The sequence below is a fragment of the Companilactobacillus bobalius genome (assembly GCF_009764355.1).
This window is the reverse complement of the sequence record NZ_LNUA01000032.1, coordinates 221,628-236,967: the sequence shown is the minus strand read 5'-3', so window position 1 is coordinate 236,967 and position 15,340 is coordinate 221,628. Positions and strand designations below refer to the sequence as shown.

Genomic DNA, 15,340 nt, shown 5'->3' with positions numbered 1-15,340 from the left:
TTAATGTCATTTAAAGTTAAAAATAATGAAGTTGCCGTTTTTGCCATCGGGGGCCTTGGTGAAATCGGTAAAAATATGTACGGAGTTCAGTATCAAGACGAACTGATTGTAATTGATGCCGGAATTAAGTTTCCTGAAGATGAACTTCTTGGAATTGACTACGTCATTTCCGACTACAGTTACTTAGTAGAAAATAAGGACAAGATCAAAGGATTATTTATCACTCATGGTCACGAAGACCACATTGGTGGTATTCCTTATCTTCTCCAACAACTTCCAAATATCCCTGTTTACGCCGGTCCATTGGCATGTGCATTGATCAAGGGTAAATTGGAAGAACACGGATTGTTAAGAACTACAGAAATGCATGTCTTGCATGAAGATGATGTTATCAAATTCCCTAAGACAAGTGTTTCCTTCTTCAGAACTACCCACTCTATTCCTGATACCTTGGGTGTTGCTGTCCATACGCCACAAGGCATCATCGTTGAAACTGGTGATTTCAAATTTGATTTGACTCCAGTTGCTGGTTTACCATCACCTAACTTACAAAAGATGGCTGCCTTAGGCCAAAAAGGTGTCTTATGTTTACTATCAGATAGTACAAATGCTGAAATTCCTACATTTTCAAAATCTGAACGTTCAGTTGGTTTGACGATTCATCAAATATTTGAAACTATCAGTGGCAGAATTATCTTTGCTACCTTTGCTTCTAATATTTATCGTATCTCGCAGGCTGTTGATGCAGCTATCCAACAAGGACGTAAGATTGCTGTCTTCGGACGAAGTATGGAACAAGCAATTGAAAATGGTCGTGAACTTGGTTACCTTAATATTTCTGATGATATGTTAATTGATCCACATGCTTTGAACCAAACACCCGCAAATGAGACTTTGATTCTTTGTACCGGATCACAAGGTGAACCATTAGCCGCATTGAGTCGTATTGCTAACGGAACACACAGACAGATTACTATTCAACCTGGAGATACTGTTATCTTCTCAAGTAATCCAATTCCTGGTAATACTATCAGTGTTAACCATTTGATTAACCAATTATCAGAAGCTGGTGCTGAAGTTATTCATGGTAAAGTTAATAATATCCATGCTTCAGGACATGGTGGTCAAGAGGAACAAGAGTTGATGCTTCGCTTGATGAAACCTAAGTTCTTTATGCCAATTCACGGTGAATATCGTATGTTGAAGATTCACACTGAGCTTGCTGCTTTGTGTGATGTTCCTCAAGATCATTCATTCCTTTTGGAAAATGGTGATGTCTTAGCTTTAACTAAGGATAATGCTCGAGTTGCAGGTCACTTCCCTGCTGGCGACGTCTACGTCGATGGTAAGGGTGTTGGTGATATTGGTAATGTTGTTATTCATGATCGTCAAGTTCTTTCAGAAGAAGGAATGGTCGTTGTTGTAGCAACTATTGATTATCAAAAGCACATCGTTCTAGCTGGTCCTGATATTCTTTCACGTGGTTTCGTTTATATGCGTGAATCAGGCGAATTGATCAATCAAGCACAAAAACGTGTCTTCCATTTGATCAAGAATGCTTTTGACGATGACGAAAATAAAGTAACTGAAGCAATTCTTAAACGAGTTATTATTGAAGGATTACAAGAATTCCTTTACAAACGTACAGAGAGAAATCCTGTTATCCTTCCAATGCTTATTGGAACTTCAATCTAAATTCAATTTTAAAGTAGATCACTTGATCTACTTTTTTTATTTAAAGGGTTACAAAATGGAAAAAACTGAAAAAATCGAAATAATTTTAAATCATCATGCTGGAAGTGGACGTGCTCAAAAGGCCTGCAACAAAGTTACGGACTTTCTAAAACAAATAGACATTTCGTATGAAATTCATTTAACTAAATGTGATGGAGACGGTCAAAGAATTGCTAAACAATTAGCTGATCTTCAAATAGCTGCAGCTAATTCAATGCCGTTGATTGTATGTACTTTAAACCCGACTGTCAACGGTGTTAAATCCTCTAACTATCCCGATACTGCTTTAGGCTATATTCCCGGTGGTTCCGGTAATGACTTTTGTCGTGGTATTAAATTAAAGACTAAAGATCCGGTCATTTTAATGCAAGCTATTCTCTCTTTAAAAAAACCGCGAATGATTGATGTTGGGAAAGCTACTAGCAAAACATTTTCTCATTATTTCATCAACAATATCGGAATCGGTTTTGATGCCAGTACCGTCTATTACACTAATCATTCAGAAAGAAAATCCCTTTGCATAAATTTAGGATTAGTTTCAAACCCCTATTTCACTAATCTGTTAAAAGTACTCAAACGTCAGAAAGCTTTTGGACTGGACGTCAATTATCAACAACATCAAAAGCACTTTGATTCTGCTTATGTCGTTGTTGCTACTAATCATCCCTATTTTGGTGGTGGCTTTGCTATTGATCCTACTGCTACTCCCTTTAATCATCATTTGAATTTAGTAGTAGTTAAGAAGATCAGTACACCAAAACTTGTTAGATTGCTGACCAGATTATTGACAAACGGCTCACACCTACAGGATAAAAACGTTTGGCACATTGAATGTTAAAAACATGAGTTTAAGAATCCTTATTATCGATGCGACCAAATGGATGGAGAAGAATTAAGTCAACACGAATTTGACTTTAATTTTGAAACCAGCCAACATCCATTTTGGTTGCCCATAAAAAATAACGCTTAATGTGATTACAAGTCACACTAAGCGTTATTTTTTTCGAGAAAACTATATGGAGTTACATCATCCATACCTATCATTGGATCTATGGAATTGTTCATTACCATATCCAAAGTTAAATGATAATCCTTTGGTTCTAGAATTTCCTCTTCTTCAGTTTCCTCTTTTTTAGGTTTAATTTTAAAAGTAGCAAAGATTCGTTCCTTTAATGTTGTTTGACGTTCATTCGATTGATCACGAATTGATCTTTCAAATGTTGAACGATCACAGTAATTAATTAAATTGTTACAACCAGCATAATAGATGGTATATAACAAATTACGACGTAACATCCTTGACTCCTCATTAACCAATGGCAAAATAACCATTTCAAACTCAGAACCTTGTGCTTTATGAATCGATGTACAGTAAGCCAAAGAAATATTAAGCCAATCTTTGCGATCCAATGAGACTTCATTCCCATCAAAATCAATAATTAATTTATCAACATGATCAGTGTTCTCTTTAGCTAAAATTATTCCGACTATTTTACCAATCTCACCATTAAAAACATTATCTTCTGGAGTATTGACCAAATAAACGACTTTGTCATTAATTCGATACTTCGTATTACCAACGGAAACTTCTTTGCGTTTAGGTGCCATTGGAATAACAACGTTTTGAATGACAACGTAAAAATTAACACCCCAATAAGCACCTTAGTACATTGGAAACAAAAATTGAACATCAGCAATATCAAAGCCACGGTCCCCAGATTTACTGATAATTTGGGACAAAACTTCGGGAACATTACGACTATTGCAATTAATAAAACTTCGATCGCGTTTAATATTCTTTAACTGGTCATCAATAATACCTTCATTGATATCATGTGCCAATTGGATAATAGTTGAATCCTCATCTTGACGGTGAATTTCATTCAAAATTGTTGTTGGGAAAGCATCACTATTGATCAAATCTGAAAAGACCTGTCCTGGTCCTACTGATGGCAACTGATCCTTATCCCCTACCAGAACAACTTGTGTTCCCGGTTGAACTGCATTGATCAGCGTTCTAAAAAGTTTTGTATCAACCATAGACATCTCATCAATGATCAGGTGATATCATCGTTTTATTAGCGGAATTGTAATACGGTGCTGAATGATAATTTTGATATAACTTAGGAATTCCTACAACTCCCATAATTATTAAAATACACCCGTGCCAAAATATTCTTGCCCCGTTGGCGCAGCTAAAGCAATTGCGTAATCCTCTGAACTAGGATCAAGTGTTGCATCATTTAATTTGGCATAAGACGACACAATGGCATTAATGATAGTAGTTTTACCAGTTCCAGGACCACCAGTTAAGAGAAAAATTGAATGAGTCAACGACTGTTCAATAGCCTTTTCCTGTGATTCATCATATTGAACTTTAAAAGTCTTCTCCACGTGCTTCAATTCTTTTTTGAATTCGTGCTTAGTCCATTCCACACCCTTGAAAGTATCAGTAATCATTTTGAGTGATTGAGCAATTGACCATTCACTGTCAGATAGACTCTTTTCGTAAACATGTCCATCCTCAACTGCCAGCGCTCCATCATTGACTAATTTTTTCAACCCTGACAATAATTTTTTGTTCAAGTCTGGAGTCGAATTAGCATTCAAAACACCACTTGCTCGTTTGATCAGGTCATCTTGAGACACAAAAGTATCACCGGTTTCATTGATAATCAAACTAACCATTTGTATCAATGCACCCTTAATTCTTCGAGGATCATCGCCTGTAATACCCAAACGTTTAGCCAATTCATCAGCACGTTTAAACCCGACACCCTTAACGTCTAAAACTAATTGATATGGATCTTCTGTAATCTTATCCAATGTCTGAGCACCATATTTTTGAAAAATACGAGCACTCAAAGTAGTACCAAAGCCATAGTTATTCAATTGGTACAAAACTTGTTCCGTCAAATGGTTCTTAGAAATCTGTTCAACAATGTTATTAGTTTTTTCTTCACCTAGCTTCAAAAAATCTAGAGCGTGAGGATCCTGCAAAATTTTATCTATTGCATTCTCCCCTAGTTCATCAACAATCTTCTCAGCCTTCTTTTTACCAATACCGGGAAATTCATCGCTAGAGAAGAAACTAATCAGTTCTTTACGTCCGCTGGGACGTTGTCTTAATGATTCCCCACCAATTAGGGATTTACCGTATTTTGGATGGTCAACCATATTGCCTTCAAAACGATATTCCTCTTCCTCTGAAATCTCACCAAAACTACCAGTTACGACAATATCATTAGCATCCCAATCTGTATTGGTCTTTTTAATCTTAATCGTAAAAATTTTGAATAAATTCTCAGGGTTCTCGAAGAAAATGGCTTTAACGGTACCGACAAAATACTGCTTATCACTTTCAGTCATTCTTCTCTCCTTGTTGTTTGATAAATTCTTGTAAATCGGCTAATTTCTTTTCGTGTTTCAAATAATAGTCCTGATCTAGCTTTTTAGACTCATTTAAATAATTTTGATAGTCTTGCTTAAGATTCATCGCACACAATGCCATATTAAAGTAATGCTTAGCCTCTGGCTGGATTTCATTAGCTGTCTTGTAAAAACCTAAGGCCTCTTCAAAATTACCGTTAGCGAGCATTAATAAAAATTATAATTCATTAGCTTGTAAATCTTTGGGAGCTTTTTCAGCAGCTGTCAAAGCATACATAATTGCTAATTGACGTTTCCCTTGCTGATCCAGCGTTTTAGCCATCATAAAATAAGCTTCAAAAGCATAGTTATCATCAATCAAATTTTGAAAAATCTGATTAGCTTTATCATACTTATCGGCCAAGTAATAAACATTTCCCAAATTATAAAGTAAATCTTGATTATCCTTAAACATTTCTAAGGAGCGAGCTAAGAGTTCTTCAGCCTGCTCCAAGTCTTCAGATTGCACTAAATAAGTTGATAATTGTAAAATTTCTGACAATTGTTTAGGATTCTTATTCAAATCAGCAACTAGTAATTTAATTGCTTCTTGTTTATTGCCATCGTTAAATAATTTTTCTGCTTTTTTATCCATCTAATACCTCAAATCGTATCGGAACTCTCTAGTTTCTTATGTAAGTATCCTGTTTCATTCCATTCGACCAAATTATATTGGCCATCTTTATATTGTAAATGGGTCAAACTTGTATTTGACAATCCACCATCTTTTCTAATATCGTCAACATTTGTTCCTAATAATGACTGAATCATCGTAACTAATGCAGCACCGTGACTAACAATCACAACACTACCTTTTTCGTGGTTAGCCTCAACAATTCTTTGTACAGCGCCGGTGGTTCTTTGAGCCACCTCTTCAAAAGATTCCCCACGAATCAAATCATAATCATAGTCTTTAGGTTGATGTCTAAAAGCATAAATAACTTCTGGCATCTCACGTTCTAACTCTGAAAACTTACGACCTTCCATAATACCTAAGTCAAATTCTCGTAAATCATCAACAATGGTCAAGTCAACGTCACGATGTAAATCTTTAATCAAAGTTTCAGCTGTTGTTTTAGCACGTGGAAGTGGACTTGAATACATATGATCAATTTCCACATCTTCCAGACGTTTAGCTAACAAACCAATATCATGCAAGCTTTCTGACAACAAAGGTGAATCCCCATGTCCACCCTGATATTTTCCCTCTAAATTCCATTGGGTCTTTCCATGTCTGACAAAATACAATTCCATTTTTCTCTCACCTTACAAAGTTAATTAATTACAATTATGGATTTTTTAGTATCTTTTTTCAAGTTAAGCCCAATTTTTACAGAAAATAAAAAACACCTATTAAAGATGCACACATATTATTCATGTGTATACAACCTCTAACAGATGTCTATTTTTTATCATTAAATGTATTGTAACTTCTTTGCAGCCATGTAAGCAGCATCGATAGTAGCACCACCAAGGCACTCCTCGCCATCATAGAAGACAACTTCTTGTCCCGGTGTGATAGCACGAACTGGATTATCGAACTCAACATTAACCTTACCACGATTTAACCCATAAACTGTAACGCCAGTATCCTGTTGACGATATCTGAACTTAGCTGTGGCATGGAAAGTATCGCCATAATCTAAGCCTGTGATAAATGAAAGATCTGAAGCCTCTAGATGATCAGCATATAATCTAGGATTATCATATCCTTGGTCAACATAAAGAACATTCTTCTTCATATCCTTACCAACAACGAACCAAGGCTCGTTAGACTTACCGTTACCACCAATACCAAGACCTGATCTTTGACCGATTGTGTAATACATCAAACCAGCATGATCCCCCTTAATCTCTCCAGCAGGTGTCAACATCTTACCAGGTTGTGCAGGCAAGAACTCACTCAAGAACTTACGGAAGTTTCTCTCACCGATGAAACATACACCAGTTGAGTCCTTCTTCTTAGCTGTAGACAAACCAGCCTCTTCAGCAATACGACGAACCTCTGACTTTTGCATACCACCAATTGGGAACAAAGCCTTTTGAAGTTGATCTTGTTGAACAGTACTTAGGAAGTAAGTTTGATCCTTGTTAGCATCACCACCACGTAACAAATGAACAACGCCATTGTCATCGCGGAATGATTGAGCATAGTGACCCATTGCAATATAGTCAGCATTTAGTTTGTTGGCATAATCCAAGAAAGCCTTGAACTTAACCTCTTTGTTACACATAACGTCAGGATTAGGAGTTCTACCCTTACGATACTCTGCTAAGAAATATTGGAAAACACGGTCCCAGTATTCCTTCTCAAAATTAACTGAGTAGTAAGGAATACCAATCTTGTTGGCAACCTTAGCAACATCTTCATAATCCTCAGTTGCAGTACATACACCGGAGTCATCTGAGTCATCCCAGTTCTTCATAAATACTCCGATAACCTCGTAGCCTTGTTGTTTCAAAAGAAGTGCACTAACTGACGAGTCAACGCCACCACTCATACCTACTACAACACGCTTCTTCTTATTATCCATTTTAAAACCTCATTTATTTTGCTAATACGTTTTTTTCTTTCAAAAAGTCCATTAAATATCTATAATCTTTGATTTCTTCTTCGGAATCCTTCAATTTGAAGATATTAATATTGTGCATACCGCTTTTATCGGTAATTGATAGCTTCAAACTATCTAAATCTTTACTAACAACAGCTTTAACAAAAAATCTAGCTGCATATGGAGAAGTTCCATTAAGTGGATGTTCCAAACGGAAACCACCTTTGTTAGTTTCTTTAAAACCACTATCCATTAGTGAATAACGTTTAACCTCAGAACTCAATTCATAAATCTCTTGATCTCCAAGTACTTGAGCTTGTTTTTTATCCATATTTATCATCCCTTATAAATAATCATTATTAATTATAAGTTTGAATAAAATTAATTAATTAGTCAAGTCGGAAACGATATCTACTAACTTATTTGTAAATTTAACAATTTCAGCTTCAGTATTGTCCTTACCAAAACTGATTCGTACTGAATCATTGATCTTAGGACTATCCTCGCCAAACATTGCTACTAAGACATGTGAAGGTTCCAAACTACCGGCTGTACATGCAGAACCACCAGAAATAGCAAACCCTTCAAGATCCAAGCGAGTCAACAAGACTCCACGATCAACACCGGGCAAATACAAGTTCATTACATGATTCAAAGCATGACTGTCAGTAGGTCCATTGATTCCAAAAGGAATGTTGTTTTCCTTTAAAATTTCTTGAATCTTCTGTTTGAAACCAAAATAACGTGTCTGACGAGCTTTCTTTTCATCAGGAGTAATCAATTGAACTGCCTTAGCGAAACCAGCGATAGCAGGCTCATTTTCCGTTCCTGCACGGCGTTTAGTTTCTTGATCGCCACCTTTAACAAAAGATGGAATATGAATATCGTCATTAATATATAAAAAGCCGATAAACTTAGGACCATTGATTTTATGTGCTGATGTTGAAAGCATATCAATATGTTCAGCTTTGACATCAATATCTTCCATGCCATAAGCCTGCACAGCATCCGTATGGAAAAAGGCTTGATGATCTTTTAATAATTCACCAATTTCTTTAATAGGATTCATTGAACCTACTTCATTATTACCATACATAATCGTTACTAAAATAGTATCGTCACGTAAGGCATCTTTAACTTGTTGAACAGTGACTTCGCCACGTTCATTAGGTTTAAGATAAGTAACTTCAAAGCCAAGTGATTCCAAGTAGGCTAATGGTTTCAAGATAGCTTCGTGTTCAATCGCTGTTGTTATAATATGTTTTCCTAATTTTTGTCTAGATAAAGCTGTTTCAATGACAGCCGTATTATCACTTTCGGTACCACCACTTGTAAAGACTACTTCTGAATCTTTTGCATTGTTATTTTAAGATTCAAAAATTTAATTTTCTGCTACAAAGTCACCCGTTTGAACATACTCATAATTGGTAGCAGAAGCATTACCAAAATTGTTTGCCATTTGGTCGCTGATCACATCGACTACAGATGTAGCCATTGGTGTCGTAGCAGCATTATCTAAATAAACAAATGCCACAATAAATCCCCTCTATTCTTGGTCTAAAAAGTTCAGCAACATTGTTACTGATTTGCGTCCGGCTTGTAAAACAAATTCGTCAAAGTTTACACTAGCACTTTCGTCACCAACATCACTCATTGAACGAATAACAACGAACGGTGTCTTGAATTGTGTACAGACTTGAGCCACAGCTGCACCTTCCATTTCAGATGCTAAAGCATCTGGGAATGACTTTTTAATTGTAGCAATTTTTTCAGCTGCGTCAATAAATTGGTCTCCTGTTACGATCAAACCAACACGTGATGTTAAGCCAGTTCTCTTAGCAGCAGCTGCAATTTTTTCAACATAAGTCTTATCTGCATTAAAGTAAAGCTCCTGTTGAGGTAATTGACCAACTTTATAACCAAAACCAGTTGCATCAACATCGTGATAAGCCATTTTGTCTGAAATAACAACATCACCGATATGTAAACCTTCACCGATACCACCAGCTGAACCTGTATTAACAATAAAATCTCCCCAACAGAATTAATTATATTTATTAATACTTAAACATAATTGTTCTTTACCAATTCCACTTTGAGCTAGATAAACTTGATGATCTTTATAATTACCGATCGTAATATCTACTCCAGCTACAGAATCTTTTTTAACATCAGTTAAAGATTCTTTCATTAATTTGATTTCTTCTTCCATTGGAACGATTACGCCAATTTTCATACTTTACTCCTCAAATAAAAAATAATATTAAAAACACTAAGATAATTAGGCCGAATACTGTAATAATGGCAATATTTAGCTTTTTTTTCAAACGATTTGTCTTATTATCAAAAGATTGCATTTTTTCTTCGATAATTTGCCCTGTAAGTTGTCTTGCATACTCTTGTTTTCAATTTCGTCGTTCTTGCATACGCATCTTTTCTTGTTGTTGTTCAATCTGATCAGCACGTACTACTGTCTGCGGTTGATCAGCCGATTTAGTCTTTGAATGATAAAAATCTTTCAATTTAGAAAACATTTATTTTTCCTTTGCTTCCATTAATTCCCAGTAAGTAACTGCGTAGATTGATTTGGAATCACAAATAACTCCTTTGGCAATTTGTTCTTTAGCTTCAGCTAAAGTTAATTCCTCTACATTTAAGTGAAATGTAATTCCACAACTGATTATTAGGAATCAATCCTAAACTAATCTTCATTGCAACACTGAAGAAATCAAAGTACTTTAACCAACTCCAATTAGCAATGTTATGCACTGTTGTTACTAGAATTGGACAAATCACAATGAAAATTGAACCAATCGTAGGGCAAGAAGTTTCAAGTCGCTACCCTCGTCCTCATCAATTTTACCGGCAGGAATTTCTAAAGTTTCTTGTTCTAAAGGTGTACGCCACTGTCTGACAAAGACCATCTTACCAACCTACAGAACGAGATAATAACATCCCTGTAACTATTCTTGCAAAAAAGTAGACTAGGCTTAACACAAAAATGGCAAAACAACTTGCTCTACATCAACGTCAAAAATCTTGCCTCCGAACATTCTCTTCTTAGCAACAATCTCTTCATAATATCTTGAATCTTCTTTACTCATTACTTGACCTTCCTGACTTTATTAATCTTACGACTGACATCACAATTGCAATTAAGCAAATAACTACTGCAAATGACATTGTAACACGCATCCCGTCAATAAAAATATCAGGTCTGCCTTCAACGTAAGTAGTGACTGACCTACCATAGAATTTACTCATCGATAAAAATAGAACTGTCGTAGAAACTGAAACTCCGATTATCATACCTAAATTACGTGATAAGGCATTCAAACCGCCAGCAATTCCTAAATCTTTAGTTTCAACTGAACTCATGATCATTGTATTATTTGGTGCTTGGAACAAACCATTACCCAAGCCATTTAACCCAATACACAATAAGATAAACCAGATCTCTGTTTTCAGACTAAAAACTAAATATCCTAATTGAGCCAATTCAATCACGACTAAACCAACAATCGTTAAGACAATTGGATTAACCTTTGCTGATATTTTACCAGAAATAGGCGCAACTACAACCTGTACTAGTGGAAAAGCCATCAAGATATAACCTGCTGTTGAAGCAGCAATACCTAAAGCATTCTCCAAATAAAATGGCGATATCCCGTTCATGATGCAACTATGTCAAAATATAAAGAATCCTGCTACTAGCCCTAACGTAAAATTGTGGTTACTAAAAATTCTTAATTCAATCATCGGATTGGCGACTTTTTTCTCAATCATTAAGAAGATTCCAAAGAAAATTATTGCAGCTATAAAGGCAACGATAATATAAGGATTGGTGAACCCAATCGATTGACCAATAAAGATAGCTCCAAAGAACAGTAACAATGTTACAAAATATGCTGCAAAGCCAGTTTTATCAAATTTAACCGGATTAGTTTTTTCAGACTTAGGCAAATTAATATAGCCTAGAATCAACGCCACTAAACCAATTGGAATATTGATCCAAAAAATGTAACTCCAGTGGAAATGACCCAGGATCAAACCACCGATTCCCGGTCCGGCAATTGCACCGATAGAAACAAATGAACCAATGTAACCTAGAGCATAACCACGCTCTCGCAATGGAAAGGTTTCAGTAATAATACCATTATTGGTAGCCATGGCCATTGAAGCACCAATAGCTTGGACTACTCTACCTACTAACAACATCACTAGATTATTGCTCAATCCACAAACGATAGAACCAATAATGAACATTACCGAACCGATTTTAAATACTTTTATTTTACCGATTGAGTCAGCTATTTTTCCAAACATCAATAAAAAAATACATCTAAAGACTAGGTAAATAGAAACGATCCACTCAGCCATATTCATTTCAATATTCAAATTCTTACTGATGACTGGCAAGGCTATATTCACTATCGAACCGTCAAGCGTTGCCATTAAAGTAAAAATACCAACCGAGATCAAAATCATCCATCTTCTTGGATTTGCTTGCTCGTCCATATTTCTTCTCCTATTTTCTTTTCAAAGAAAAAGAAAGCACTATTCAGCGCTTTCTTCTTTTTTAATATTAATATTAACAGCTTGTGGCCCTTTATAACCAGGTGCAATCTCAAAAGTAACATCGAGACCTTTTTCAATATAAAAGTCCTCACGGTTAAGAATTGAGTCTGCAAAGAAGAAAATATCTTCTTCTCCATTATTTATAAAGCCAAAACCACGGTCCTTATTGAACCTTACTATTTTTCCTGTGAACATTAGTCACCATTCCTAATCATCAAAGCCCTCAGTCTTTGTTTCTGGATACTCTTCAGCAACAATCTTAGCACATCTAGCACAGAATGTTGGATAATTACTATCACTACCAACGTCAGTCTTGATCATACGACATCTTTGACAAACGTCTCCTTGAGCTTTTTCAACTAAGACATCAGCAAGTTCATACTCATCAGCATTTGCTAATTCTTGATCTGAAAGTTCAAATTGAGAAACAATCAATAGTTGACCAAAGTTACTATCAATCTTATCAAGAACGGCCTTTAAGTCAGCACTTGGATGAACAGTTACCTTAGCTTCAAGTGATTTACCAATCATCTTGTCAGCACGAGCAACTTCTAGTGACTTCAAGACGTTGTCTCTAAAGTCCATAAATGTTGTCCAATCACTTTCAATTTCGGTTTGATCGGGGATATCTTCAACTTCTGGCATTTCTGCTAATTGAACATAATCCTCTGGTTCTTTAAGATACTCCCAAACTTGTTCCATAGTATGTGGCAAGATTGGTGTCAACATCTTAGCTAATTTAACAACTACATCATAGATAACAGTTTGCATTGAACGACGAGCATGTGAATCTTCGGCATCAATATAAACAACATCCTTGGCAAAGTCTAAGTAGAATGTTGACATTTCATTAACGATAAAACTAACAATTGATTTCTCAACATCAGCAAAATCATATTTGTCATAATCTGCCAAAACATTCTTAACTAAGTCATTCAACTTAACCTTGATATATTTATCTTCTGGACGAAGATCACTATATGCAACAGCATTAGTCTTTGGATCAAAGTCAGTTGTGTTAGCTAACATGAATCTGATAGTATTTCTGATCTTACGGTATGTTTCAGAAACTTGTTTAAATGAATCAACTGAAACAGAAACATCAGAACTTGAGTCAACTGAAGCAACCCAAAGGCGGATAATTTCAGCACCGAATTGTCTTTCAATATCACTTGGTGAAATAACATTTCCAAGTGATTTACTCATCTTAACGCCTTTTTTGTCCAAAGTGAAACCTTGTGACATAACAGCCTTGTATGGTGCAACACCATAAGCAGCTATAGAAGTAACTAGCATCGAGTTGAACCAACCACGATATTGGTCAGAACCTTCAAGAATCAAGTCAGCTGGGAATGTTAAGTTATCACGTGTCTTAGCAACACCTGAATGAGCTGTCCCAGAGTCAAACCAAACATCCAAAATATCAGTTTCCTTAGTAAACTTACCATTTGGGCTACCTGGATTAGTATAACCTTCTGGAAGTAGGTCCTTAGCATCCTTTTCAAACCAAACGTTAGAACCATACTTACCAACTAAATCAGCCACGTGGTCAACAGTTTCTTTAGTCATGATTGGATCGCCATTTTCAGCATAGAAAATTGGTAGTGGAACACCCCAAGCACGTTGTCTAGAGATTACCCAATCACCACGGTCACGAATCATATTGTAAAGACGTGTTTTACCCCATGCAGGTTTGAAGTCGATTTTTTCGATTTCATCAAGAATTTGTTGTCTAAACTTATCAATTGAAGCAAACCATTGTGGTGTAGCACGGAAGATAACAGGTTTCTTTGTACGCCAGTCATGAGGATAACTGTGAGTGAAGAAACTAAGTTTCAATAGTGAACCATTTTCCTTCATACGTTCAGTAATCATCTTATTAGCGTCATCGTAGAAGACACCTTCATATTCTGGTACTTCATCTGTGAAACGGCCTTGTGCATCGATTGGTGAGAAGACAGGCAACTTGTATTTCATACCAACAACAAAGTCATCAGCACCAAATCCAGGAGCTGTATGAACTAAACCAGTACCATCATCAAGTGTAACGTGGAATCCAAGAATTAATTCTGATTCACGGTCATAAAATGGATGTGTGGCTGTTAAGCCTTCAAGTTCAGCACCTTTAAATGTCTTAAGAATTTCAACATTCTCCCAGCCTAGTTGTTCTTGTACGAATTGAATTCTTTCTTGAGCAACGACGTACTTCTTACCATCAGCATTAACTTCTGCATAAATGAATTTAGGATTTACACAAATAGCCTCGTTAGATGGAATTGTCCATGGAGTTGTTGTCCAGATGATGAATGAAGCATCACTGTCAACTACACCCTTACCATCACGTACTTTGAAAGCAACAAAGATTGATGGTGATTTGATATCTTTATATTCAACTTCAGCTTCAGCTAGAGTTGATTCAGATGATGGTGACCAGTAAACAGGTTTCTTACCACGGTAAATGTAGCCTTTATCAACCATTTCACCAAAGATTTCTAGTTCAGCCTTTTCAAATTCAGGTTGATAAGTAATATATGGATGATCCCAATCAGCTGAAATACCTAAACGTTTGAAACCAGCCATTTGTTTCTTAACTTCGCCTTGAGCAAAATCGTAACACAACTTACGATATTCAGACATGCTCATTTCCTTACGCTTAACACCTTTTTTAGCCATTTGTTGTTCAATTGGAAGACCATGAGTATCCCAACCAGGAACATAAGGTGAACGGAATCCGTCCATTGATTTGTAACGAACGATAATATCCTTTGAAACCTTATTTAGTGAATGTCCCATATGGATATCACCATTAGCAAATGGAGGTCCATCTAGTAATTCAAAGGTTGGTTTACCTTCGTTTAATTTTTGTCGCTTTTCATAAAGTTTGTTTTCTTCCCAAGCCTTTTGCCATTCAGCTTCCTTGTTTGGCAAATTACCACGCATTGGGAACTTAGTTTTACCTAAGTTAAGAGTATCTTTTACTCGCATTCTTTCACCCCTTCTAAAATAAAAAGAACCCATCCAATTCTAGGACGAGTTCTCGCTATACC

The 15,340-nt window shown here is 36.1% G+C and carries 12 protein-coding genes and 4 pseudogenes; 2 read left to right on the top strand and 14 right to left on the bottom strand.

Features of this window, described 5'->3' with window-relative positions:
• Positions 1-3 precede the first annotated feature (3 nt).
• Together rnjA and ATN92_RS08235 are read left to right on the top strand one after the other, a co-directional pair.
• Positions 4-1,695, top strand: coding sequence for a ribonuclease J1 (gene rnjA, locus ATN92_RS08240; RefSeq protein ID WP_025084722.1), 1,692 nt, complete (start codon positions 4-6; stop codon positions 1,693-1,695).
• Between the two features lie 55 nt (positions 1,696-1,750).
• Positions 1,751-2,572 carry a diacylglycerol/lipid kinase family protein gene (locus ATN92_RS08235; protein WP_234032550.1) on the top strand — a complete coding sequence of 274 codons (822 nt, stop codon included), beginning with the start codon at positions 1,751-1,753 and terminating at the stop codon, positions 2,570-2,572.
• Between the two features lie 149 nt (positions 2,573-2,721).
• Here ATN92_RS08235 and ATN92_RS18785 read toward each other — a convergent pair whose 3' ends face one another.
• The 14 genes and pseudogenes from ATN92_RS18785 to ileS all read right to left on the bottom strand — a co-directional run bounded on the left by ATN92_RS18785 (position 2,722) and on the right by ileS (position 15,278).
• Positions 2,722-3,363, bottom strand: coding sequence for an ATP-binding domain-containing protein (locus tag ATN92_RS18785; RefSeq protein WP_267901956.1), 642 nt, complete (start codon positions 3,361-3,363; stop codon positions 2,722-2,724).
• Positions 3,364-3,396: 33 nt separating this feature from the next.
• Positions 3,397-5,103 (bottom strand): annotated as a pseudogene (locus ATN92_RS18780) (AAA family ATPase).
• Positions 5,096-5,332 carry a hypothetical protein gene (locus ATN92_RS18775; protein ID WP_234032548.1) on the bottom strand — a complete coding sequence of 79 codons (237 nt, stop codon included), beginning with the start codon at positions 5,330-5,332 and terminating at the stop codon, positions 5,096-5,098. The pseudogene ATN92_RS18780 and the gene ATN92_RS18775 overlap by 8 nt, the downstream one beginning before the upstream one ends.
• A 9-nt stretch (positions 5,333-5,341) precedes the next feature.
• On the bottom strand, positions 5,342-5,758 hold the full coding sequence (locus tag ATN92_RS18770; protein ID WP_234032547.1) for a tetratricopeptide repeat protein: 417 nt from the start codon (positions 5,756-5,758) through the stop codon (positions 5,342-5,344).
• 8 nt (positions 5,759-5,766) lie between these two features.
• On the bottom strand, positions 5,767-6,417 hold the full coding sequence (locus ATN92_RS08220; RefSeq protein WP_056952067.1) for a histidine phosphatase family protein: 651 nt from the start codon (positions 6,415-6,417) through the stop codon (positions 5,767-5,769).
• A 161-nt stretch (positions 6,418-6,578) separates the two neighbouring features.
• On the bottom strand, positions 6,579-7,697 hold the full coding sequence (mnmA, locus tag ATN92_RS08215; RefSeq protein WP_158106661.1) for a tRNA 2-thiouridine(34) synthase MnmA: 1,119 nt from the start codon (positions 7,695-7,697) through the stop codon (positions 6,579-6,581).
• Positions 7,698-7,710: 13 nt separating this feature from the next.
• Positions 7,711-8,046, bottom strand: a complete 336-nt coding sequence (locus ATN92_RS08210) for a hypothetical protein (protein WP_054643633.1) — start codon at positions 8,044-8,046, stop codon at positions 7,711-7,713.
• Positions 8,047-8,100: 54 nt separating this feature from the next.
• Positions 8,101-9,249, bottom strand: a pseudogene (locus tag ATN92_RS08205) (cysteine desulfurase family protein).
• Between the two features lie 12 nt (positions 9,250-9,261).
• Positions 9,262-9,951, bottom strand: a pseudogene (locus ATN92_RS08200) (5'-methylthioadenosine/adenosylhomocysteine nucleosidase).
• 169 nt (positions 9,952-10,120) lie between these two features.
• A complete protein-coding gene (locus ATN92_RS19055; protein WP_267901942.1) occupies positions 10,121-10,249 on the bottom strand; it encodes a hypothetical protein in 129 nt (42 codons plus the stop codon).
• Positions 10,250-10,507: 258 nt separating this feature from the next.
• The gene (locus ATN92_RS19050) at positions 10,508-10,639 is read right to left on the bottom strand and encodes an NUDIX hydrolase (RefSeq protein WP_267901941.1); all 132 of its coding nucleotides are present in this window, start codon (positions 10,637-10,639) and stop codon (positions 10,508-10,510) included.
• A 172-nt stretch (positions 10,640-10,811) separates the two neighbouring features.
• Positions 10,812-12,233 (bottom strand): annotated as a pseudogene (locus ATN92_RS08195) (MFS transporter).
• Between the two features lie 39 nt (positions 12,234-12,272).
• A complete protein-coding gene (locus tag ATN92_RS08190) occupies positions 12,273-12,488 on the bottom strand; it encodes a cold-shock protein (protein ID WP_054643638.1) in 216 nt (71 codons plus the stop codon).
• Between the two features lie 12 nt (positions 12,489-12,500).
• On the bottom strand, positions 12,501-15,278 hold the full coding sequence (ileS, locus tag ATN92_RS08185) for an isoleucine--tRNA ligase (protein WP_056952057.1): 2,778 nt from the start codon (positions 15,276-15,278) through the stop codon (positions 12,501-12,503).
• Positions 15,279-15,340 lie beyond the last annotated feature (62 nt).

What these genes read in the sequence shown, in the direction of transcription:
- ATN92_RS08220 (WP_056952067.1), bottom strand. Translation starts at nt 6,417, where the DNA reads ATGGAATTGTATTTTGTCAGACATGGAAAGACCCAATGGAATTTAGAG.
- rnjA (WP_025084722.1), top strand. Translation starts at nt 4, where the DNA reads ATGTCATTTAAAGTTAAAAATAATGAAGTTGCCGTTTTTGCCATCGGG.
- ileS (WP_056952057.1), bottom strand. Translation starts at nt 15,278, where the DNA reads ATGCGAGTAAAAGATACTCTTAACTTAGGTAAAACTAAGTTCCCAATG.
- ATN92_RS18770 (WP_234032547.1), bottom strand. Translation starts at nt 5,758, where the DNA reads ATGGATAAAAAAGCAGAAAAATTATTTAACGATGGCAATAAACAAGAA.
- ATN92_RS08235 (WP_234032550.1), top strand. Translation starts at nt 1,751, where the DNA reads ATGGAAAAAACTGAAAAAATCGAAATAATTTTAAATCATCATGCTGGA.
- ATN92_RS18775 (WP_234032548.1), bottom strand. Translation starts at nt 5,332, where the DNA reads ATGCTCGCTAACGGTAATTTTGAAGAGGCCTTAGGTTTTTACAAGACA.
- mnmA (WP_158106661.1), bottom strand. Translation starts at nt 7,697, where the DNA reads ATGGATAATAAGAAGAAGCGTGTTGTAGTAGGTATGAGTGGTGGCGTT.
- ATN92_RS19055 (WP_267901942.1), bottom strand. Translation starts at nt 10,249, where the DNA reads ATGTTTTCTAAATTGAAAGATTTTTATCATTCAAAGACTAAATCGGCT.
- ATN92_RS19050 (WP_267901941.1), bottom strand. Translation starts at nt 10,639, where the DNA reads ATGGTCTTTGTCAGACAGTGGCGTACACCTTTAGAACAAGAAACTTTA.
- ATN92_RS08210 (WP_054643633.1), bottom strand. Translation starts at nt 8,046, where the DNA reads ATGGATAAAAAACAAGCTCAAGTACTTGGAGATCAAGAGATTTATGAA.
- ATN92_RS08190 (WP_054643638.1), bottom strand. Translation starts at nt 12,488, where the DNA reads ATGTTCACAGGAAAAATAGTAAGGTTCAATAAGGACCGTGGTTTTGGC.